The sequence below is a fragment of the Frateuria defendens genome, assembly GCF_001182895.1.
Classification (GTDB): Bacteria; Pseudomonadota; Gammaproteobacteria; order Xanthomonadales; family Rhodanobacteraceae; genus Frateuria_B; species Frateuria_B defendens.
Map to the genome: position 1 here is coordinate 1 of NZ_LFQR01000096.1, position 20,260 is coordinate 20,260.

Genomic DNA, 20,260 nt, shown 5'->3' on the forward strand with positions numbered 1-20,260 from the left:
GCCAGACTGCATTTCCGTAATCGGTCTTGTTGGGGCGATGGTGCTGTCCCGGACCCGGGTAAAAACCGCACCCGAAGGCCTCGCTCATTCATCGGTGTCGCCCATGCGCGGGGATCAGCCGCCGCATGTGGATGACGCCATCTTGTTAGTCAGGCTCTCTTCGGGTCGGTCTGACCGGTTGCCTACCTGTTCGCTCTGGCGTTGAATGTGTTCGTTTGCGTCAGGCGGCGATGGGCCGCTACCTGCTGCGCGGCCGCTGCACCATCGGGTGCTTGAGCCACGCCTGCGCGTCGTAGGCCTCGTTGCGCGCCAGCATCGCCCACAGCTGCCGCGCATGCTTGTTGGCGATGGCCACCAGGATCTTGCCGAACGGCAAGCGGGCGTCGAGGTCCTTGATCCAGATCTGCTCGGGCGTGGCCTTCTCGCGCGCCACCGCCTGGGCCCGTTGCAGGCTGCTGCGGGCACCTTGGATCAGCAGCGTCCGCAGGTACCCATCCCCGCGGCAACTGATCCCACCCAATCGACTGCGGCCCCCGCTGGAATGTTGCGTCGGCGTCAGCCCGAGCCAGGCCGACATCTGCCGTCCGTTCTTGAACTCGCGCGCCGCTCCGACTGTCGCGATCATGGCATCGGCGGTGAGGGGGCCGACGCCGATGATGTGCTGCGCCCGGGCACAGCGTTCGTCGGACTTGGCGTGGGTCGCAATGCGCGCATCGCAGGCCGCGATGCGATCCCGCAACTGTTGCCAGTGATGGGCCACGTCATCGAGCAGTTCCAGCAGCATCGCCGGCAACCTCGATCGTACCGACGTATCGGCCAGCGCACGCCGCAGGGCGGGATCGTGCTGCGCCACCACCACGCCGAACTCGGCCAGCAAACCGCGCAGGCGATTGCTGGTCGCCAGGGCTTCGGCCGTGTAGCCCTCGCGCACCCGGTGCCAGGACAGCCGCGCCTGCTGGTCGACCGTCTTCACCGGCACGAAGCGCATGTTGCCCTGCCGCGCCGCGGTGGCAATGGCCTCGGCGTCATTGCGGTCGTTCTTGGTCGAACGGCGCTTGCGGAAGGGCGTTACGAACTGCGCCGCGATCAGGCATGGCGTCAATCCGTACTCCTCGCACCGCCGCGCCCAATGGTGCGCACCGCTGCACGCTTCCATCGCCACCCGCGTGCCGGGCGGCAGCTGCGCCAGCCAGGCCGAGAACGCGTCGCGGCGAAAATCCTTGCGCTGGCGGACCCCGCCGCCCGCGTCCATTTCGCATGCCGAGAATGCCTGTTTTGCCAGGTCCACGCCGATGGTTATAGTGCTCATGGGAGACTCCTCCTCCAGACATACCGATGACGAAAGCCATCATGGTCCTCAAAGACCGAGCGGTGATCCGCAAGGACGGGGAGCCTCCTTTTTACTCATTCAAGCCGAAGCCGCTTCGCGGCTCGGTTTAATTCAGACGTTAGGCACCACTGGAGAGTTCATGGGAGTTGAGCTATACATTACTCGCGCCGAGTTTTGGGCAGAGAATGAGGATTCACCCATCACTGCTGGTGAGTGGCTGTCCTACATCCAATCAGACCCGGAGCTTTCACTCGACACGTCACAGGGCGAGCACTTTGCGCGCTGGCACGGAAAGTCCGCCTATGAGGAGCCGTGGCTAGATTGGTTCCAAGGCAACATCAGTACAAAGTGGCCAGACACCGCCCTCTACCAAAAGATGCTACAGATTGCTCATGCTCTGGGTGGCAAGGTACAAGACGACGATGGCACTTTATATGGGTCTCCTACAGACTGGCAGTTTGATCCACCCACCGCGGGTGGTGCCTAACAAATCATTCAAGCCGAACCCGCTTCGCGGGTCGGCTTAACTCAGGCGTTAGGCCTTACTGGAGAGTGCAATGAGTTGGGACGTATCCATTCAGCGTTTCAGCCGGCAGTATTCCTCCATTGAGGAAATACCAGAGGATGAGACATGCCTACCGCTTGGAACCCGTACTGAGGTCCAAAGCGCTATCTCTTCCGCTTTTCCTGGCACTGATTGGACTGATCCGGCCTGGGGCACCTATGACTCTCCCGTCGGCTCCATTGAGTTCAACATGGGTATTGACGAGCCAAATACTGGATTTATGCTCCACGTTCGCGCCTCGGCGACCGTGGTTCCCGTTATTGTCAATCTTTGTATTAGCAATCGCTGGCAAGCGATTGATTGCAGCAGTGGATCGTTCCTAGAGCAATCATCAGATCCCGCTTCCGGACTTCATGCATGGGCTGAGTACCGTGACAAAATCATCGGCAAGGCCTAACAATTCATTCAAGCCGAAGCCGCTTCGCGGCTCGGCTTAATTAAGTCGTTAGGTGCTCAAGGAATGCATCTCGGCAAAATCGTCAAAGTGCTCCTGTTTGCCGCTGGCGTTGTCCTTGCCCTGGCCGGTACGGGCGTTTTGGCTATGGCAACTTCAGGTTCTGTAATCGAGGGTCAGTCCAGCGCATACGCAACCGGCAGCGGGCTTCTTCTCATTGCATCTCCATGCATCGCCTTACTCTTTTCTGTCCGGCTCGCGCAGATCCTAGGCTTGGTTGTTCTTTTGGTGGGCCATCGGTGCTCTTTGGTTGGCGTTTGAGTTGCCAGAGCGTCCATGGCTTTTCCGGGCCGCTGCAATTGCCTTTGCCATGTTGGCAATTTATCGTGTTGGATTGTTCTTGCACAACAAAAGTTCTGCGAAGGGCACCTAACATCTCGTTCAAGGCGGACGGGTACGCCACCGCTTAAAAGCCAGCATCATTAAGTTGCATGAACCAACTTCCATCTCGATCCGAGATTTGTGAGAAGTTCGGCTCATTGTTCTCACCTCCAAACAGGTGCGCCGGACGGTCGCGTGCAAGGCGCGCTCCCACATGACTTCGGCGCGCGTCGGCGGCAGGATCGTGAACACCTCTCAGAGTGCCTCAGCGCTGCGGTGTTCCTTGACGCCGGCGTTCGCGGTCGCGCATATGGCGGTATGGGATGTCGACCGGCGCGCAAGGCGCGGCGGGGTTCCGTGCGGCCTGGCGGACTGGGGGGGAACGATGAAATACCGAGGCAGCTGCCACTGCGGCGCGGTGGCGTTCGAGGTGGAAGGCGAGATCGCCAGTGCGCTGGCGTGCAACTGTTCGATCTGCCAGCGCAAGGGCTCGCTGCTGTGGTTCGTGCCGCGCGAGGCGCTGCACCTGCTGACGCCGGAGGATGCTTCGCGCGTCTACGAGTTCAACACGCATCGCATCAAACATCGCTTCTGTCCGCAGTGTGGCATCCATCCGTATGCCGAGGGCACCGATCCGAAGGGCAACCGCATGGCGGCGGTGAACATCCGTTGCCTGGAGGAGGTGGACCTCGCGGCCGTGCCGGTGACGCATTACGACGGCCGCTCCATATAACGGCTGTTCCGGGGCGCAGGCTCAAGCGGTTACCGGCGCCGAAGCTGGCCCGCTCCCGCCCTGCCACGATGGTGCTGCCGATGGCGGCATCCAGGCTGGCGGCGCAGGCCGCCAGTCGGACCTGCCCGCGGTGAGACCCGACGCCGCGCCCCTGCGCCATTGCGGGCCCGCCCGTTCCCCGTAAAGTGGGCGGCATTGCCTGCCTTGACGGAGTGCCGCATGCCCCAGGATTTCTCGTCCGACTACCCGCGCGACCTCATCGGCTACGGCCGCACGCCGCCCTTCGCCGATTGGCCGGGCGGGGCGAAGATTGCGGTGCAGTTCGTGCTGAACTACGAGGAGGGCGGCGAGAACAGCGTGTTGCATGGCGATGCGGGCTCGGAACAGTTCCTCTCCGAGATCGTTGGCGCGGCGGCGTACCCGGCGCGGCACATGAGCATGGAGTCGATCTACGAATACGGCTCGCGCGCGGGCGTGTGGCGCCTCCTGCGCGAGTTCGAGCGGCGCGGCCTGCCGCTCACCGTGTTCGGCGTGGCGATGGCGCTGGAACGCAACCCGGAGGCCACCGCGGCGTTCGTGGAGCTGGGCCACGAGATCGCCTGCCACGGCTGGCGCTGGATCCACTACCAGGACATGGACGAGGCCACCGAGCGCGAGCACATGCGCCGCGCGGTGGAGATCCAGACCCGCCTCACCGGCCAGGCGCCGCTGGGCTGGTACACCGGGCGGGACAGCCCCAACACGCGGCGGCTGGTGGCCGAGCACGGCGGCTTCGCCTACGACTCGGACTACTACGGCGACGATCTGCCGTTCTGGACCGAGGTGACCGTGGCCGGCGGCGAGCGCCGACCGCACCTGGTGGTGCCCTATACGCTGGACAGCAACGACATGCGCTTCGCCACGCCGCAGGGCTTCAACACGGCCGAGCACTTCTACACCTACCTGCGCGACAGCTTCGACGTGCTCTACGCCGAGGGCGAGGCGTCGCCGAAGATGTTCTCGATCGGCATGCACTGTCGCCTGCTGGGGCGGCCCGGCCGCTTCCGCGCGCTGCAACGCTTCCTCGACCACATCGAGCGCCACGAGCGCGTGTGGGTGTGCCGCCGCATCGAGATCGCCGAGCACTGGCGCACCCGCCACCCGTGCCAGGAGCAGGCATGATCGCGCTGTCCGAACTCAACGCCCTGCCGAAGGCGGCCTTCGTGGAAACCCTGGGCGGCATCTTCGAGCACTCGCCGTGGGTGGCGGAGGGCGCGGCGGATGGACGTCCATACGGCTCGGTGGCCGCCCTGCACGCGGCGATGTGCGAAGTGGTGCGCGCGGCCGGCGAAGCCGCGCAGCTCGCCCTGATCCGCGCCCACCCGGAGCTGGCCGGCAAGGCGGCGGTGCGCGGCGAACTCACCGCCGCCTCCACCAGCGAGCAGCGCGGCGCGGGGCTGGACCAGTGCAGCCCGGAGGAGTTCGCGGAACTTACCGCGCTCAACCGCGCCTACGGCGAGCGCCATGGTTTCCCCTTCATCCTCGCCGTGCGCGGGCACACGCGCGCGAGCATCCTCGCCGCCCTGCGCGAGCGGGCGGCGCAGCCCACCGAAGTGGAGCAGGCCGAGTGCCTGGCGCAGATCGAGCGCATCGCCGCGCTGCGCCTGGCGGCGACGGTGAGTGAGGCTTGATGAAGCGGGTGAGCCGGGCCGCCACGAGGCCCGGTACTCGCGGGGCATGGATCGACGCCCGCCGCCATGGCGGCAACGTGAAAGGGGAAACGTGATGCGCCACCGTCGTGCACCGATTCGCAGGCTGGGCGCCTGCGCCGTACTGCTGTTGCTGGGCCTGGCCGGCCTCGCCGCGCCGGCCTGGGCCGACCAGCGCCCGCGCGAGGCCAGCCACGACACGGCGCCGGCCGACGAGCTGCCGCCGCCGCAGAGCCTCCAGGTGTTCGGCGCCACCATTCGCTACTACGAGCTGGGCCAGGGCCCCACCGTGGTGCTGGTGCACGGCCTGGGCAGCAGCGCGCGCGGCGACTGGGGGCGGGTGATGAAGCCGCTGGCGGCCACGCACCGCGTGCTGGCGCTCGACCAGCTCGGCTTCGGCGGCTCCGACAAGCCGTTCATCGACTACACCATCCAGACCTGGGTCGATTTCCTCGGCGAGTTCCTGCGCGCGAAGCAGGTGGGCGACTTCGCCCTGGTCGGCGAATCGCTGGGCGGCTGGATCGCGGCGCAGTACACCATCCAGGCCTTGAAGGGCGAGCACGCGGGCGGCGACAGTTTCGTGCTGCCGAAGCCTTCGCGGCTGGTGCTGTGCGATGCGGCGGGCTTTCGCGCGCTGTTCGAGAAGAAGCCGGGCGGGGCCTCGGCGATGCCGTCCGGGGCGACGCTGGCGGGGCAGCAGGCGTTGCTGTCGCGCATCTTCCACGACCCCTCCTACGCCAGCGACGAGGCGCTGCGCCGCGGCTTCGCCTGGAGCCTGGCCAAGGGCGACAGCTGGACGATCCGCTCGGTGATGAACAACCCCGCGCTGCTGGACGAGGCCATCGACGGCAAGCTGGGCGCCATCCGCATCCCCACGCTGGTGATCTGGGGCGAGCACGACCAGCTCATTCCGTCCTCGTTCGGCCGCGCCTACCGCAGCAGCATTCCCGGCGCGCAATGGGCGACGCTGCCGGACAGCGGCCATGCGCCGATGATCGAGACGCCGGCGGCCTTCCTCAAGGTGTTGCAGCCGTTCCTGGTGGAGCCGTAACAGGGCGTGGTGGCGTGCATGGCGCCACCGCGGTGTTTCAGCGGAGGTCGCGCACGCCGCACACGCCATCGACGAACCGGCCTGCGCCGGCACCGACAAGCGGCCGCCGCAGCCGGTGTGCGCCCGGCGCGTCCATCGCGGCTGGCGGCCCACCGCACATTTTTGCAGAACGAACGTGCAGGCCTGTCAGTGTTGCCCGGCCGCAGGCGTGCGCATCCTTTAGCTCCAGACGGCACGCAGACGCCCTGTCTCAACGCCGGCTCACTCACTTCGCTGGAGCATCCATCATGAGCAGCATCAAGACCCGAGACGGCACCGAAATCTTCTACAAGGACTGGGGCAAGGGCCAGCCGGTGGTGTTCTCGCACGGCTGGCCGCTGACGGCCGATGCGTGGGACCCGCAGCTGATGTTCATGGCCGAGCACGGCTACCGGGCGATTGCGCACGACCGGCGCCGCAACGGCACCCTCTGCTGCAACGCGCCGGCGCCATCGAGCCGGACCGTGTGCGGAGGCTGTGGCCTGGTGGAGCGATGACGGCATCGCCGAACTCGATGGCCTCACGCCAGGGAGCTGTTCGGGCAGGGCCGCGGCCAGGCGGTCGAGGGCTACCTGAAGGCCGTCGCCCGCGGCGAGTGCGACGAAGCGTTCTTCCCCGGCGCCTATTCAATGCCTCCCGGCGGCCTGCGCCGATGCCGGCACTTGGGTGCCGTCGCTCGCGGGAGCGATCGCCGTGCCGTGCCCACCCGGACGAGCGGCGCGCTCCGGCCGCGTGCTACTCGTGCTACTGGTCCGGGTGCCCGTCGTTCTTGTTGGGATACGGGAAGCGCAGGTGGCCGTAGCGCACGATCAGCACCGAGGCGCTCAGCAGCACGATGGCGCCGGCACCGGCGAGCATGTCCCACGGCGAGCCGTCCTGCTGCTCGGTCATCAGGTGGCGCGCGATGCCGACGATGGCGATGTACAGAGGCATGCGCACCGGTAGCTTGCCCATGCGCCAGTAGATCTCCGCCATCGAGATCAGCTCCAGGTACATGAAGAGCAGCAGCAGGTCGGCCACGCCGACCGTGCGCAGCCGCCACATCGCCACGACCTCGAGGATGACGGCGACGATGGTGGCGACCAGGATCACCGCCAGCCCCAGCTTCTCGATGAGGCGGATGGGGCTGGCGAGCAGGGCGTGGCGGCTGGATGTCATGCAAGACCTTCACGGCTGACGTTTGCCGGATGGATACCACAGCGCCACTGCCTCACCGATGAAGAACCGCCTCCACGCGACGATATGCCGCCGCATGGACCATGGCGGTGTGGCCGCCGCGCGTGCTGGGGCGGGGACTGTCGCAGAGGCGCGCGGCCATACGAATTCTTCACTTGGCATCGACATAAATGCCCGCCCGTTTTCATGGGTGTTACGTCCGGAAACGGAAGCCTCCCCGGCCGGGATGTTCAATACGTGAAAACCATCACATCACCCAGGGCTCCCCGTACTGGCAGGGCCGCGATCATGAAGCTAAGTTAACTGATAGGGGATTAGACCCGAGGGGATGCGCGCGCTCCGCCGAGCGCCAGCGCATTGGGCCTGCGATTCTTGCAATCGTTTTTACGTTTTGCGATTCGGGCGACGCGGATTTGCGTCTGCCTGGACAGGAAGTCGATATGGATATGGACATTTTGTTTCACGCGGGTGTCGCGGCCGATTACGGCGTGCGTTGTACATCCCCTTCCTCGGCGGCATTCGCCAAATCCACTCCCGATATTGCTCGCGTTGCCCTCCCTCCGGATGGGCAATGCCTTTCATGACGGCCTTTATCACTGATACGGATCGGTGATTTTGTCGTGTCCGGGCAAAAGGCCCGGGCCTGTGCGTAAAGATTGGCTTCAATCAAGCTGTTCATTTGCGAGTGCGACGTGAAAAAAGTTTTCCTGCATCGTGCCCCGTTGGGGGCCGTATCGCTTGCTGTGCTTGCCCTGGCGGGTTGTGGAGCCCCAGCGGCGAAGGATTATGGCGGCGCCTGGCGGCCGGTGAACCGGTTCCAGGACGCGCCGACCGAGATCCCGTTGGCCCGGCCTTATACGTTTTATGCCTCGCCCATGGACGGCACGTTGAGAACCATGTTGGCGCGCTGGTCGAAAGACTCCGACATGCAGCTTTCCTATCAGCTCGCTTCGGATTTCACCCTGTACAAACCGGTGTCCCAGCTGCGCACCACGGATATTCATGCGGCGGCGGAGGCATTGAATTCCATTTATGCGGCGCAAGGCGTTTCCATTACGGTGAACGGCCGGCAGATATTGGCCAGGCAGGCCAGTGCGGCGTCGACGACGGCGGTGGCGGGCGGGCAGGCAAAAAGCGCCTCGAAACCCAGCGCGGCGGCGGGTTCGAAATGACGGATAAAACACCCGCAAACGCGATCATGGAATTGGGTTGACGCTGATGCTCACTAAATCTTCGGGCAAGAAAATCGACGAGGCCGTTGCCAGGTCGGTCAATTTCGAATTGACCATTGCGGACGTCGCGCGGCGCAGCGAGCGCCGCGCGTGGTGGGTGGCGTTCGGCGCCATCGTGATGGCGCTGATCCTGGCCGGCGGCTACTTTTACATGCTGCCGCTCAAGGAAAAAGTGCCCTACGTCGTCATGGCCGACGCCTACACCGGCACCAGCACCGTGGCGCAGCTCACGGAGGACTTCACCAACCGCCGCATCACCACCAGCGAGGCCATCAACCGCAGCAACGTGGCCCACTTCGTGCTGGCGCGCGAGTCCTACGACATCGCCACGATCAACCTGCGCGACTGGGCCACCGTGCTCACCATGTCCTCGTCCGGCGTCGCCGCGGCGTACACGGGCCAGTTCGCGCAGAACAACCCCGACAGCCCGTACAAGCTCTACGGCCGGGACCGCGCGATCCGCGTGAAGATCCTGAGCATCGTGTTCGTGGGCGGCGGCCCGGGCGTGGTGCCCAAGGGCGCGACGGTGCGCTTCCAGCGCAACCTCTACGAGAAGCTGACCGGCGCGACCCGTCCGATGGACAGCAAGATCGCCACGCTGACCTTCGCCTACAAGCCGAACCTCAAGATGGACGACCAGTACCGGGTCGAGAACCCGCTCGGCTTCCAGGTCACCAGCTACCGCGTGGACAACGACTACGCCACGGCGCCGCCGGACCCGGTGCAGGTCTCGCCGCCCGCCCCGGCCGAGGCGCAGTACGACACGCAGCAGGCGCCTGCCGCGCCAGTGCCCGGCGTGGACGGTGCCTCGCAGGCCAGCGCTTCCCCGCCGCCGCCGCCCGTTCCGGAGCAGGCCGACGCCAAGACCACCGGCCCGGCCGCGCCCGCGCCTGCGCCGACGCACGCCGCCAAGGGAGTGGGCCGCCGATGAATCGACCGAGCAGACTGGCCCTGGCCGGCGCCGCCTGGCTGATCGCCGCCGGCGCGACGGTGGCCGCGCACGCGCAGGCCGTGCAGCCGTACGAATACCAGCCCGACCGCATCTACCAGGTGCGCACGGGCCTGGGCATCACCACGGAGATCGAGCTCAGCCCGAACGAGAAGATCCTCGATTTCAGCACCGGCTTCAGCAGCGGCTGGGAGCTGACCCGGCGCGACAACGTGTTCTACCTCAAGCCCAAGAACGTCGACGTGGACACCAACATGATGATCCGCACGGCGACGCACTCCTACATCTTCGAGCTGAAGGTGGTGGCCACCGACTGGAAGACGCTGGAGCAGGCCCGCCACGCGGGCGTGCAGTACAAGATCGCCTTCACCTATCCCGCCGACACCAGCTTCGTGAGCGAGGCGGCCAAGGCCTCGCGGGTGCCCGAGCTCAACACCTCGCTGGTCAAGGGCCGCAACTACAACTTCAACTACGACTATGCGGCGCGCCGGAAGACCGCGCCCTGGCTGATTCCCGTCAACGTCTACGACGACGGGCAATTCACCTACATCAAGATGAGCGACATGAAGCAGTTCCCCACCGGGAACTTCCCGGCCGTCTACATGCGCGAGCGCGAGCATGGCGAAGACGCGGTGGTGAACACCACCGTCGAGGGCAACACCATCGTCGTCCACGGCACCTATCCCTACCTGGTCATCCGTCACGACAAGAACGTCGTGGGCCTGCGAAGGAATACCCAAAAGTGAATACGCCTTATCAGCCCGGCGACTCCGCGCAAGGCGTGCCGCCCCACGACGCCCCGGCCGACGGCCACGACCCGCTGGCCGGCAACCCCTATTCCGCCCAGTACCGCCAGGCCCCCGCGCCCGACCTGGATGCCGCCGCGCCGCAGTTGAGGGCGAGCGACGTGCGGCGCATGAACCTCCGCGCGCTGGGCTTCCTGGCGGGCATCGTGGCGCTGCTGCTGGTGGTGGCGTTCTGGCTGCTCAAGAGCGCGACCGGCAGCGGCGATGCGCCGGCCAAGCCGCGCGAGGAAACCGTGACCGTGCCCGAGGCGCCCCAGCCCCAGCCCGTGCCCCTGCCGCGCCCCGCGCCGCGGCAGCCCGAGCCGATCCCGCTGGCCGCGCCGCCGCCGCTGCCCACGGCCGCCCAGACGCGGCCGATGTCGATGCCGCGCGGCCCGCGCGGGCCGAGCCTGATGGAGCGCCGCATGATGACCGGCGAGGCCGCGGCGCAGTCGGTGGGCAATGGCCAGTACGCGCCCGGCGCGCCGGGCGGCGCGGGCATGCCGGGGCCCTATGGCCAGATGCCGGGCTTCCCCGGCGCGCCGGACCCGGGCGCCATCCCGGCCAACAGCGCCTATGCCGCCAAGCCCCTGTCGGAGGTGTCCACCGCGCAGCCGCTCGCCAATCCCGACACCCTGATGCTGCGCGGCACGTACATCCGCTGCGTGCTGGAGACGCACATCGTCACCGACATCCCCGGCTTCACCTCGTGCATCGTCACCGAGCCGGTGTACTCCTTCAACGGCAAGCGCCTCCTGCTGCCCAAGGGCTCGAAGGTGCTCGGCCAGTACAGCATGGAGCCGAACGGCCCGCGCGTGGCGGTGATCTGGGACCGCATCGTCACCCCCACGGGCATCGACGTGAACATGTCCAGCCCGGGCGTGGACAACCTCGGCGGCGCCGGCCATCCCGGCTACTACACCGCGCACTGGGGCAGCCGCATCGGCGCGGCCCTGCTGATCAGCCTGCTCAGCGACGCCTTCAAGTACGAGGCGGCCGAGCACGGCCCCCGCAACACCACCATCAGCAATGGCGTGGTCACCCAGACGCCGTACGAGAGCAACACGGCGCAGACCATGCAGAACCTCGCCAACCAGGCCGTCCGCCGCGCCGCCAACCGCCCGGCAACGGTGACCATCAACCAGGGTACGGTGCTGAACGTCTACGTCGCCAAGGACGTGGATTTCAGCGGCGTGGTCGCCCGCTACTGACCGCCGGGGCGACGGATCATGAGCGACGCCACCGTGGCCGAGGTCTCCAACGAATTCCTGGACTACCAGTACGAGGTGCTGGGCATCCGCGAATACATGGCCTCGCCCGAGGTCACCGAGATCTGCGTCAACCGGCCCGGCGAGCTCTACCTGGAAACCCGCGGCAGCTGGCACCGGGTCGAGGTGCCTACGCTCACCTTCGAGCGTGCCCGGCAGTTCTGCACCGCGGTGGTCAACGAGAGCAACACCGGCCAGCGCATCACCGACACCGATCCGGTGGTGTCGCTCACCTTCCCCACCGGCCAGCGCGCCCAGTTCGTGATCCCGCCTGCCTGCGAGGCGGGCAACGTGTCGATCACCATCCGCCTGCCCTCGAAGCAGACCAAGACGCTGGCGCAGTACCAGGAGGACGGCTTCTTCGACCAGGTCCTGGAAGACGCGCACGGCGTGAGCGAGCACGACCGCGAACTGCTGAATCTGCGCGCGGCGCGGCGCTATGCCGACTTCTTCCGCAAGGCGGTGCTCAGCAAGAAGAACATCGTGGTCTCGGGCGCCACCGGCAGCGGCAAGACCACCTTCATGAAATCGCTGGTGCACCACATCCCGGCCAACGAGCGCCTGGTGACCATCGAGGACGCGCGCGAGCTTTTCATCGACCAGCCCAACGTGGTGCACCTGCTCTATTCGAAGGGCGGCCAGAGCACCAGCAACGTCACCGCCAAGAGCTGCATGGAGGCGTGCCTGCGCATGAAGCCGGACCGCATCATCCTGGCCGAGCTGCGCGGCGACGAGTCGTTCTACTTCATCCGCAACTGTGCCTCCGGCCACCCCGGCTCGATCACCAGCTGCCACGCCGGCAGCACCGAGCAGACCTGGGACCAGCTGGCGCTGATGGTGAAGGCCTCGTCGGAGGGCGCGGGCCTGGAGTTCGCCACCATCAAGCGGCTGCTGAGGATGACCATCGACATCGTGGTGCACATCAAGGCGCATGCCGGGCGCCGCTACATCACCGGCATCGATTTCAACCCGGACCGCGTGTTCGCCGCGGACGCCGGGTAACGGTCCGCCGCGCGGTGCTCAAGGTAAGGAGGTCGAAAGTGCTACCGGGAATGGAAATGATGGCTTGCCCGAACCTGGCCGTTCCGGCCGAGGTGATGCAGCACGTCGTCGCGGTCGAGTCCGGCCGCAACCCCTTCGCCATCGGCGTGGTCGGCGGCCAGCTGGTGCGCCAGCCGCAGAACCTGGGCGAGGCGGTGGCCACCGTGCGCATGCTCGAGGCCAGGGGCTACAACTTCTCGCTCGGCATCGCGCAGGTGAACCGCGCCAACCTGGGCAAGTACGGGCTGGACACCTACGAGAAGGCGTTCGAGGTCTGCCCGAACCTCGCGGCTGGCGCGCGCATCCTCGCCGACTGCTACGCGAGTTCGGGCGGCGACTGGGGCAAGTCCTTCAGCTGCTACTACTCGGGCAACTTTGTCACGGGCTACCAGGACGGCTACGTGCAGAAGGTCTACGACTCGATCAGCCGTGGCGCGAACGCCGGCGCGGCGATGGCGATCCCCTTGCAACGGGTGAGCAGCACCCCGGCAAGCCCGCGCGCCGCCGCCAGGGGCGCGGTGCCCGCGGCGGCCGACAGCGCGGCGTACCGGATCTCCATGCGTAGCGTGCTGGACACCGTGGCGGCGGCGGCGGTGACGCCTGCGGTCGGGGCGGAGCTGGCGCCTCATGCCGCCAATGCCGCGACTGGCGCGGCGGTAGTGGGAGCCCCGGCCGCTGCCGCCCCCCCGATGCCGCCGGTGTCGGCGGCATCGGGTTCGGCTGCGGTTGCAGCTGCGGCTGCCGCCCAGGCCATGGCCGCTACCGCCCAGGCCGCGCCGCCGGGTGCTTCGGCACAACCTGTCGCCGCGGCGCCGGCGACCGCTTCGAACAACGAGGTCTTCGTGCCACAGGTGCGGGGGCCGGGCGATTCGCCATCGCCGCCGTCCGCGCCCGGCTCCCTTGCGGCGGCGCCCGCACCGTCGAGCCCGGCGGTCGATCGGGCCGATTTGCGTCAGGGGGCGCGCGATGACGCATTCGTGTTTTGAGGGGGCGCGGCAAGGGCCGTGCCATGGAGTGCGCAGTGGTGAATCCGGCGGTGTAGGGCGCCGCCGGCCTTAAGGCGGTCACGCCCTGGCGGCCGCGTAATTTTTGAATCGTCCAAAAAGAGGGAGTTATCGAGATGGCACCGAACACCTACAAGTCGATCTTTCAGTCCAAGAACACGGCCGTGGCCCTGACCTGGTGCGTGCTGTTCGCCATGGCGCTGCTGCTGCCCACGATGGCCTTTGCCGCCGACGATGGGCTGAGCCAAACCAACACCAAGGTCTGCACCTTCTTCCAGGACATCAACAGCCTCCTGAACGCGGCGTCGATCGTGGTGGTGACCGTCGCCGTCATCTTCTCCGGCTACCAGATTGCCTTCGCGCACAAGCGCATTGCCGAGGTGGCTCCCGTGCTGGTCGGCGGCGTGTTGATCGGCGCCGCGGCCCAGGTTGCGAAAATGGTGGTGGGCGGCAGTGGCAGTGGCTCGTCCACCGCATGCCAGTCCTCCAGCGGTGCCACGACCATGCTGATGCACTCCCTGAATTCCGCGGTCCAGTACCTCCAGCACTATGCATAAAAACGCCCTGTTCCGCGGCTGCACCCGCCCGCCCATGTTCATGGGCGTGCCTTACGTGCCTTTCTTCATGGGGGCGGGCGGTGGCTTGCTGCTGGCGATGTACACCAACTTCTGGTTCCTGTTGATGATTCCGGTGGTGATCTTCGTGATGCGCCAGATGGCGCGGCGCGACGAGATGATCTTCCGCCTGCTGGGCCTGCGCATGCAGTTCCGCACGCGGGTGAGGAACCTGCCGCAGCACGACGGCATGTGGGTGTTCACGCCCAACAGCTACCGCGAGCACAAGGCAAGGCGATAAGCCGGCCAGATGCCCTGGCAGCCTTGCCAGGGCCTTTCTTGGGATCGAAGACGATGTCGAAACCGATGTTCACCCCGGATGCCCCCATCAGCGACTTCGTGCCGCTGTCCACGCATGTCTCGCCGACCGTGCTCAAGACCACGGGCGGGGATTTCCTGATGGTGTGGCGGCTCGCCGGGCTGCCCTTCGTGGGGCGGGAGGAGTGGGAGCTGGAGCATCGGCACAACACCTTCAACCGCATGCTGCAGACCCTGCGCGCGCCGGATTTCGTCAACGTGGCATTCTGGGTCCACGACGTCCGGCGCCGGCGCCGCATCCAGGACAAGAGCCATTTCGAGCAGGCCTTCAACCAGTCGCTGTCCGACGCGTACTACGGCGCGCTGTCGGAACAGAAGCTGATGCAGAACGAGCTGTACCTGACGATGCTCTATCGCCCGGTGGTCGCCGGCAAACGCTTCATGGAGAAGTCCGCCGACCTCGGCCGGCTGGAGTCCGAGCAGAGCCAGGCCGTCGCCACCATCCAGGAGCTGGCCGGCAACGTGGAGGCGGTGCTCAAGGACTACGCGCCCTACCGGCTTGGCATGTACGAGGCCTCCAACGGCGTGGTGTTCTCCGAGGTGCTGGAGTTCTACGGCTACCTGCTCAACCGCATCGACGAGCCGGTGCCGGTGCTGCAGGCGCCCGTCTACGGCTACCTGCCGGTGAGCCGTCAGCGCTTCTCCGCCAAGACCGGCGACTTCGTCCTCACCACGCCCAACGGGGTCAACCACTTCGGCGCCATCCTCAACATCAAGGAATACATGGACGGCACGTATCCGGGCATCCTGAACGGCCTCAAGTACCTGGACTTCGAGTACGTCATCACCCACTCCTTTAGCCCGATGGGGCGGCAGGACGCGCTCAAGGCGCTCGAGCGCACCAAGGGCATGATGATCTCCTCCGGCGACAAGGCGGTGAGCCAGATCGCCGAGATGGACCAGGCGATGGACCAGCTCGCCTCCGGCAACTTCGTGCTGGGCGAGTACCACTTCAGCATGACCCTCTACGCGCCCAGCCAGGAGGTGCTCTCCCAGCAGATCGCCGCCGCGCGCGCGGAGCTTTCCAACGCCGGCTTCGTCTCGGTGAAGGAGGACCTGGCGGTCACCGCCTCGTTCTATTCGCAGCTGCCGGCGAACTGGAAGTACCGCACGCGGCTCGCCAACGTCAGCTCGCTGAACTTCCTCGGCCTGTCGCCGCTGCACAACTTCGCCACCGGCAAGCGGGACAACAACCCCTGGGGCGAGTGCGTCACCACGCTGCAGACCACCAACGGCCAGCCCTACTACTTCAACTTCCACGCCACCCACCCCGCCGAGAACTCGCTCGGCGAGAAGGCCATCGCCAACACCATGGTGATCGGCAAGTCGGGCACCGGCAAAACCGCGCTGATCAACTTCCTGCTCAGCCAGGTGCAGAAACTCGAGCCCTCGCCGACCATCTTCTTCTTCGACAAGGACCGCGGCGCTGAGATCTTCGTGCGCGCCTGCGGCGGCAACTACCTGTCGCTGCAGAACGGCCAGCCCACCGGCTTCAACCCCTTCCACTGCGAACGCACCGAGGCCAACGTGCAGTTCCTCGCCGACCTGGTCAAGGTGCTGGCCGGCAAGAGCGTCTACAGCTCGCGGGAGGAGGAGGACATCTTCCGCGCCGTGGAGAACATGCTCGACACGCCGATGCGCCTGCGCAACATGACCAACTTCCAGAAGAGCCTGCCCAACATGGGCGACGACGGCCTCTTCATCCGCATGCGCAAATGGACGGCCGGCAACTCGCTGGGCTGGGTGTTCGACAACCCCGTCGACACCATCGACCTGACCAAGGCCAACATCATCGGCTTCGACTACACCGACATCATCGACAACCCGGAAGTGCGCGCGCCGGTGATCAACTACCTGCTGCACCGCCTGGAGGCGCTGATCGACGGCCGGCCGCTGATCTACGTGATGGACGAGTTCTGGAAGATCCTCGACGGCAAGGGCGGGCTGAAGGAGTTCGCCAAGAACAAGCAGAAGACCATCCGCAAGCAGAACGGCCTGGGCATCTTCGCCACGCAGAGCCCGGAAGACGCGCTGGCCAGCGACATCGCGGCGGCGCTGATCGAGCAGACGGCCACCATGATCCTGCTGCCGAACCCGAACGCCAGCCGCGAGGACTACATCAACGGGCTCAAGCTCACCGAGGCCGAATACCAGGTGGTGGTGAGCCTGGACGAGCGCTCCCGCCGCTTCCTGGTCAAGCAGGGCCACGCCTCGTCGGTGTGCCAGCTCAACCTGCGCGGCATGGACGACGCCCTCGCGGTGATCTCGGCCTCCACCGACAACATCGAGATCATGCACCAGATCCTGCGCGAGCGGGCCGACGCCGAGGGCGTGGCCGCGGATGACTTGCGTCCGGAGCAGTGGCTGGACCTTTTCTACGAGCACCGCAAGGGCAGCGGCAAGCATAAGCCCGGTGCCCCGAGCCACGCGGCGCGGCCGCACCGCACGGTACGAATCTGACTATTCAGGCAGGGAGAAAACCATGGCCATCTTCGCTTACGCCCGCACCTCCATGGACACGGCCGTGCGCCGCCTGCTCGGCGCGCTGGTGCTGGCGCTTTGCCTGGCCGCCCCAGCGGCCCATGCACAGTGGCAGGTGCAGGACACGCAAGCCGAGAGCACGCTCGATAACATCAAGAGTGACACCGGCCACATCAGCACTCGCACCGACGACATCAACAACGTTTTGGGCAGCACCGAAGACGGCAGCGGGCAGACGATCAACAAGAATCTCGACAGCATCAACAAGAAATTCGTCATCGGCAGCTTCGACAAGAACACCGTGCCGGGCGCCCGCGTGGCCGATCCGAAGCAGGTGCTGCCGGGCGACTCCACCGTTCTGGACGATGGCTCGCATTGCAGCCGGGTAACGCAGACCCAGCAACCCGTTTGCCAGCAGATCGTCAACATCGAGAACGCGCAATACCAATACATGCTGACCATGTATGCCATCAGCAAGACGCGCGACGACATGCTGCGCCAGTTGCTGCAGGAGCGGCAGAACATCGCCAGCGGCGACCCCAACCAGTTCGGCAAACTGGAAGACAACACCAACAAGCTCACCGCGCTCTACAACCTGATCGCGCTCGACCGCCAGCAGATGCAGTCGGTGAACTACGCCTACGAGGCGAACCTGCGCTACCTGCGTAGCCAGCAGGCGCGGTTGGCCGACAGTGCCAACACGGGCAGGCAGATGGGCGACCCGGGCATGGGCATCGACATTCCCGGAGTAGGGGGTGTCACTTTGGGATCAATTCTGGGTGCCTTGACGACAGGTGGTGCTCTCAAGGTGGCGCTGGAGGCGCAGCGAACCACGCCGGACGGCAACATGAAAAGGCTCTCCATCGAAACCGACAACGACTGGGGCTGGTGAGCTTTCTTGAGATTGTCACTGTAAGCATTGCACGAGTGCCTGCGCATGGCGTTACGGGTATTCGGCTACGAGATGAAGGATATTGAGCCATGGCCGATGCGATGGGCAGCGGGTTGGGGATCAGGATGATGGCGCTGGCAGGCGACCCCATCGGGGATCTGACCAACTTCTACTTCTTCAAGACGATCAACAACTTTCTCCGGGACGAGATCGACGTCCTGCAATGGAACCTGTTGACGCGGTCAGCCACGATCATCGGCTTCGTGGCCACCGTGGTGCTCACTGTCTGGATCATGTTCCAGGGCTTTCGCATCGTCACGGGGCAATCCCGCCAGCCGATGATGGTGCTGGTGGGAGATTCGCTGCGCGCGGTACTGATCGTGTTCATGGCGACCAGCGTGGCGGCGGCGACCTCGCCGCTTTACTGGACGCTCAGCGACGGCTTGTCCAGCACCATCGCCCGATACGTCACCGGCGATGGCTCCGGCAATCTCTACGAATCCATCGACAGAAACCTCGCTGGCATGGAAGCCTCGATGGCGATCATCGATACGATCGATACGGGCGGTGACGATACCGTCGAGGCGGCCAAGGACCGCGACCGCTGGTTCACGGGTATCGGCATTGCCGGCCCGAGCGTCGTAGCGGGCTCCATGCTGCTGCTCAACAAGATCGCCCTGGCGTTGTTCATCGGGTTCGGGCCGATCTTCATCATGTGTCTGCTGTTCGAACAGACCAAATCGCTATTCAGCAAATGGCTGTTCTACGGCATAGGCACGATGTTTTCCCTGGCCTTGCTGAGCGTGATGGTGGGCATCGCCATGAAGATGATGACGGCCGTCACGGCCGCCTTTACGGCCAAATACCTGGTGACCCTGATGCCCGGCATGGACACGGGCACGGACGGCATCAACAGCATGGCCTTGCAGCAAGGCGGGCTCGGCTTGCTGCTTTCCACCCTGATTGTCATGACGCCACCGATGGCGGCGGCGTTCTTCCAGGGGACGTTGGGGCAGTTCCAGACATACTCGCCGTTTGGACAGATCGGCCGTGATGGCCAGCCACCGGGAACGCCTGGGTACCTACCGCCTCCTAATCAAGCACGGCCTGGTATATCGGAACATGGAGCCTCACCAGTGGTTAACTATGCGCCGGGTTCTCATAATGCACCCGAATCTGCCGATATAATGAAGCAAAAAGATCAAGTGAGGTTAGGGCTATGAGATTTGCAGCACTCGTATTGATGGCACTTTTTTTTACACCTATGGCGCGCGCGCAGTGCGCAGCGGGGGTCAATGTGGGAGGGGGGAATTGCATCCCTCCTGACGCGCCGGGTATGCCCGGTTATGGAGGGCGAGCCAATAATAGGCAAATATGGGCCGATCGCTGGGGGGCCATTGCTTATGATTCAAAAACAGGGGATATGGGAACCGCAGAAGGGCAGGTGAGCAAGGAAAAGGCCCGCGAGATCGCCTTGGCATTATGTGGTTCGACAGGGGCGAGCCAATGCAAGGTGATGCTTGCTTTCTATAATCAATGTGCAGCGGCCGTGTGGGGGATGGGTAGGTTAAATGTCTCCGGAGCACCTACTCAAGAGGAGGCTGAGCAAGACGCAATGAACCGTTGCGGAGGCGGAAGCTCCTGTCAAATTTTCTATAGCAAATGCAGCTACGCAGAAAGGGTCCGATAGTAAAGCGATGGTTTACTATGGAGTGAGGCTTCGGCATGAAGATGATGGCTATAGCAATAGGTTTGATTCCATTGGATGAAATTAGACATGAGATCGTCATTTGTCATTGTTTCAGTGATGATGTTTTGCGCTCCTGAGGCATGGTCCCAGTGTGCCCCAGGCATTCCTGGGGCTGGTAATCCAGCCTGCATTCCGCCGAATCAGGTCAATTCTCCGTACTATCAGGGGGCTGGGGTGGCTCAACCTCACGCTCTGTGGGAGGATCGCTGGGGAGCTATTGCGATTGACAGTGAGACGGGGGATGCGGGTACTGTTGAGGGCCAAAGTAGCAAGTCTATCGCGGATAGCGCCGCGCTTTCATATTGTTCAAAAGGAAAGGGGGAAAATTGTAAAGTCATCCTTTCTTTTCATAACCAATGTGCAGCCGTTGCATGGGGGGCTGGGGTGCTTGGTTACTCGGGAGGGGCAACTCCAGATGTAGCCGAAGAGATGGCCATGAAAGGATGCGGTTACAGTGATGACTGCAAAATCGTTTATAGCAAGTGCAGCTACGCCGAAAGGGTTCGATAGCATCGATGCCGAATCCGTAGGAGCCAATAGCGCAATGTGGGTACTTCGGGATGAAGGCA

The 20,260-nt window shown here is 65.0% G+C and carries 21 protein-coding genes and 1 pseudogene; 20 read left to right on the forward strand and 2 right to left on the reverse strand.

Annotated features, from left to right (window positions below):
• Positions 1-238: 238 nt before the first annotated feature.
• The gene (locus tag ACH65_RS13125; RefSeq protein WP_049623058.1) at positions 239-1,309 is read right to left on the reverse strand and encodes an IS110 family RNA-guided transposase; all 1,071 of its coding nucleotides are present in this window, start codon (positions 1,307-1,309) and stop codon (positions 239-241) included.
• Here ACH65_RS13125 and ACH65_RS19090 point away from each other — a divergent pair.
• The 7 genes and pseudogenes from ACH65_RS19090 to ACH65_RS13150 form a co-directional block, all read left to right on the forward strand.
• Positions 1,308-1,817 (forward strand): hypothetical protein, encoded by a 510-nt coding sequence (locus tag ACH65_RS19090; RefSeq protein WP_202594206.1) that lies wholly within the window; start codon positions 1,308-1,310, stop codon positions 1,815-1,817. The two genes, ACH65_RS13125 and ACH65_RS19090, sit on opposite strands and share 2 nt — an antisense overlap.
• A gap of 70 nt (positions 1,818-1,887) precedes the next feature.
• Positions 1,888-2,292 carry a hypothetical protein gene (locus tag ACH65_RS19095; protein WP_082190306.1) on the forward strand — a complete coding sequence of 135 codons (405 nt, stop codon included), beginning with the start codon at positions 1,888-1,890 and terminating at the stop codon, positions 2,290-2,292.
• Positions 2,293-3,055: 763 nt separating this feature from the next.
• Positions 3,056-3,403, forward strand: coding sequence for a GFA family protein (locus ACH65_RS13130; RefSeq protein ID WP_049623059.1), 348 nt, complete (start codon positions 3,056-3,058; stop codon positions 3,401-3,403).
• Positions 3,404-3,622: 219 nt separating this feature from the next.
• The gene (gene puuE, locus ACH65_RS13135; protein ID WP_049623060.1) at positions 3,623-4,564 is read left to right on the forward strand and encodes an allantoinase PuuE; all 942 of its coding nucleotides are present in this window, start codon (positions 3,623-3,625) and stop codon (positions 4,562-4,564) included.
• The gene (uraD, locus tag ACH65_RS13140; RefSeq protein ID WP_049623061.1) at positions 4,561-5,073 is read left to right on the forward strand and encodes a 2-oxo-4-hydroxy-4-carboxy-5-ureidoimidazoline decarboxylase; all 513 of its coding nucleotides are present in this window, start codon (positions 4,561-4,563) and stop codon (positions 5,071-5,073) included. The genes puuE and uraD overlap by 4 nt, the downstream gene beginning before the upstream one ends.
• Positions 5,074-5,167: 94 nt before the next feature.
• On the forward strand, positions 5,168-6,142 hold the full coding sequence (locus ACH65_RS13145; RefSeq protein ID WP_082190307.1) for an alpha/beta fold hydrolase: 975 nt from the start codon (positions 5,168-5,170) through the stop codon (positions 6,140-6,142).
• A 287-nt stretch (positions 6,143-6,429) separates the two neighbouring features.
• Positions 6,430-6,606 (forward strand): annotated as a pseudogene (locus ACH65_RS13150) (alpha/beta fold hydrolase); the annotation flags it as partial.
• 319 nt (positions 6,607-6,925) lie between these two features.
• Here the strand turns inward: ACH65_RS13150 and ACH65_RS13155 are convergent.
• Positions 6,926-7,339, reverse strand: coding sequence for a phosphate-starvation-inducible protein PsiE (locus tag ACH65_RS13155; protein ID WP_049623063.1), 414 nt, complete (start codon positions 7,337-7,339; stop codon positions 6,926-6,928).
• Between the two features lie 710 nt (positions 7,340-8,049).
• Between ACH65_RS13155 and ACH65_RS13160 the strand changes: the two genes are divergently transcribed.
• The 13 genes from ACH65_RS13160 to ACH65_RS21195 all read left to right on the forward strand — a co-directional run bounded on the left by ACH65_RS13160 (position 8,050) and on the right by ACH65_RS21195 (position 20,201).
• Complete coding sequence (locus ACH65_RS13160; RefSeq protein WP_064504863.1) at positions 8,050-8,529, forward strand: hypothetical protein; 480 nt, start codon at positions 8,050-8,052, stop codon at positions 8,527-8,529.
• Between the two features lie 46 nt (positions 8,530-8,575).
• Positions 8,576-9,520 (forward strand): VirB8 family type IV secretion system protein, encoded by a 945-nt coding sequence (locus tag ACH65_RS13165; protein WP_082190312.1) that lies wholly within the window; start codon positions 8,576-8,578, stop codon positions 9,518-9,520.
• Positions 9,517-10,284, forward strand: a complete 768-nt coding sequence (locus ACH65_RS13170) for a TrbG/VirB9 family P-type conjugative transfer protein (protein WP_049623065.1) — start codon at positions 9,517-9,519, stop codon at positions 10,282-10,284. Before ACH65_RS13165 ends, ACH65_RS13170 begins: the two co-directional genes overlap by 4 nt.
• Entirely contained in the window at positions 10,281-11,534 is a 1,254-nt protein-coding gene (locus tag ACH65_RS13175; RefSeq protein WP_082190308.1) for a TrbI/VirB10 family protein, read from the forward strand. Before ACH65_RS13170 ends, ACH65_RS13175 begins: the two co-directional genes overlap by 4 nt.
• An 18-nt stretch (positions 11,535-11,552) precedes the next feature.
• Complete coding sequence (gene virB11, locus ACH65_RS13180) at positions 11,553-12,593, forward strand: P-type DNA transfer ATPase VirB11 (RefSeq protein ID WP_049623066.1); 1,041 nt, start codon at positions 11,553-11,555, stop codon at positions 12,591-12,593.
• 38 nt (positions 12,594-12,631) lie between these two features.
• The gene (locus ACH65_RS21095) at positions 12,632-13,618 is read left to right on the forward strand and encodes a lytic transglycosylase domain-containing protein (protein WP_082190309.1); all 987 of its coding nucleotides are present in this window, start codon (positions 12,632-12,634) and stop codon (positions 13,616-13,618) included.
• Positions 13,619-13,752: 134 nt separating this feature from the next.
• Positions 13,753-14,193, forward strand: a complete 441-nt coding sequence (locus ACH65_RS13190; protein ID WP_064504862.1) for a TrbC/VirB2 family protein — start codon at positions 13,753-13,755, stop codon at positions 14,191-14,193.
• Positions 14,186-14,491, forward strand: coding sequence for a VirB3 family type IV secretion system protein (locus ACH65_RS13195; protein WP_049623067.1), 306 nt, complete (start codon positions 14,186-14,188; stop codon positions 14,489-14,491). Before ACH65_RS13190 ends, ACH65_RS13195 begins: the two co-directional genes overlap by 8 nt.
• 65 nt (positions 14,492-14,556) lie before the next feature.
• On the forward strand, positions 14,557-17,028 hold the full coding sequence (locus ACH65_RS13200) for a VirB4 family type IV secretion/conjugal transfer ATPase (RefSeq protein ID WP_049623068.1): 2,472 nt from the start codon (positions 14,557-14,559) through the stop codon (positions 17,026-17,028).
• A gap of 22 nt (positions 17,029-17,050) precedes the next feature.
• A complete protein-coding gene (locus tag ACH65_RS13205; protein WP_049623069.1) occupies positions 17,051-17,941 on the forward strand; it encodes a hypothetical protein in 891 nt (296 codons plus the stop codon).
• An 89-nt stretch (positions 17,942-18,030) separates the two neighbouring features.
• Positions 18,031-19,164 carry a TrbL/VirB6 family protein gene (locus ACH65_RS13210; RefSeq protein WP_237561512.1) on the forward strand — a complete coding sequence of 378 codons (1,134 nt, stop codon included), beginning with the start codon at positions 18,031-18,033 and terminating at the stop codon, positions 19,162-19,164.
• A 113-nt stretch (positions 19,165-19,277) separates the two neighbouring features.
• Positions 19,278-19,631 (forward strand): DUF4189 domain-containing protein, encoded by a 354-nt coding sequence (locus ACH65_RS21190; protein ID WP_161805613.1) that lies wholly within the window; start codon positions 19,278-19,280, stop codon positions 19,629-19,631.
• A 120-nt stretch (positions 19,632-19,751) separates the two neighbouring features.
• Entirely contained in the window at positions 19,752-20,201 is a 450-nt protein-coding gene (locus ACH65_RS21195) for a DUF4189 domain-containing protein (protein ID WP_425478302.1), read from the forward strand.
• Positions 20,202-20,260 lie beyond the last annotated feature (59 nt).

What these genes read in the sequence shown, in the direction of transcription:
- ACH65_RS19090 (WP_202594206.1), top strand. Translation starts at nt 1,308, where the DNA reads ATGGGAGACTCCTCCTCCAGACATACCGATGACGAAAGCCATCATGGT.
- ACH65_RS13125 (WP_049623058.1), bottom strand. Translation starts at nt 1,309, where the DNA reads ATGAGCACTATAACCATCGGCGTGGACCTGGCAAAACAGGCATTCTCG.
- ACH65_RS19095 (WP_082190306.1), top strand. Translation starts at nt 1,888, where the DNA reads ATGAGTTGGGACGTATCCATTCAGCGTTTCAGCCGGCAGTATTCCTCC.
- ACH65_RS13130 (WP_049623059.1), top strand. Translation starts at nt 3,056, where the DNA reads ATGAAATACCGAGGCAGCTGCCACTGCGGCGCGGTGGCGTTCGAGGTG.
- puuE (WP_049623060.1), top strand. Translation starts at nt 3,623, where the DNA reads ATGCCCCAGGATTTCTCGTCCGACTACCCGCGCGACCTCATCGGCTAC.
- uraD (WP_049623061.1), top strand. Translation starts at nt 4,561, where the DNA reads ATGATCGCGCTGTCCGAACTCAACGCCCTGCCGAAGGCGGCCTTCGTG.
- ACH65_RS13145 (WP_082190307.1), top strand. Translation starts at nt 5,168, where the DNA reads ATGCGCCACCGTCGTGCACCGATTCGCAGGCTGGGCGCCTGCGCCGTA.
- ACH65_RS13155 (WP_049623063.1), bottom strand. Translation starts at nt 7,339, where the DNA reads ATGACATCCAGCCGCCACGCCCTGCTCGCCAGCCCCATCCGCCTCATC.
- ACH65_RS13165 (WP_082190312.1), top strand. Translation starts at nt 8,576, where the DNA reads ATGCTCACTAAATCTTCGGGCAAGAAAATCGACGAGGCCGTTGCCAGG.
- ACH65_RS13170 (WP_049623065.1), top strand. Translation starts at nt 9,517, where the DNA reads ATGAATCGACCGAGCAGACTGGCCCTGGCCGGCGCCGCCTGGCTGATC.
- virB11 (WP_049623066.1), top strand. Translation starts at nt 11,553, where the DNA reads ATGAGCGACGCCACCGTGGCCGAGGTCTCCAACGAATTCCTGGACTAC.
- ACH65_RS13190 (WP_064504862.1), top strand. Translation starts at nt 13,753, where the DNA reads ATGGCACCGAACACCTACAAGTCGATCTTTCAGTCCAAGAACACGGCC.
- ACH65_RS13195 (WP_049623067.1), top strand. Translation starts at nt 14,186, where the DNA reads ATGCATAAAAACGCCCTGTTCCGCGGCTGCACCCGCCCGCCCATGTTC.
- ACH65_RS13200 (WP_049623068.1), top strand. Translation starts at nt 14,557, where the DNA reads ATGTTCACCCCGGATGCCCCCATCAGCGACTTCGTGCCGCTGTCCACG.
- ACH65_RS13205 (WP_049623069.1), top strand. Translation starts at nt 17,051, where the DNA reads ATGGCCATCTTCGCTTACGCCCGCACCTCCATGGACACGGCCGTGCGC.
- ACH65_RS13210 (WP_237561512.1), top strand. Translation starts at nt 18,031, where the DNA reads ATGGCCGATGCGATGGGCAGCGGGTTGGGGATCAGGATGATGGCGCTG.
- ACH65_RS21190 (WP_161805613.1), top strand. Translation starts at nt 19,278, where the DNA reads ATGCCCGGTTATGGAGGGCGAGCCAATAATAGGCAAATATGGGCCGAT.
- ACH65_RS21195 (WP_425478302.1), top strand. Translation starts at nt 19,752, where the DNA reads ATGTTTTGCGCTCCTGAGGCATGGTCCCAGTGTGCCCCAGGCATTCCT.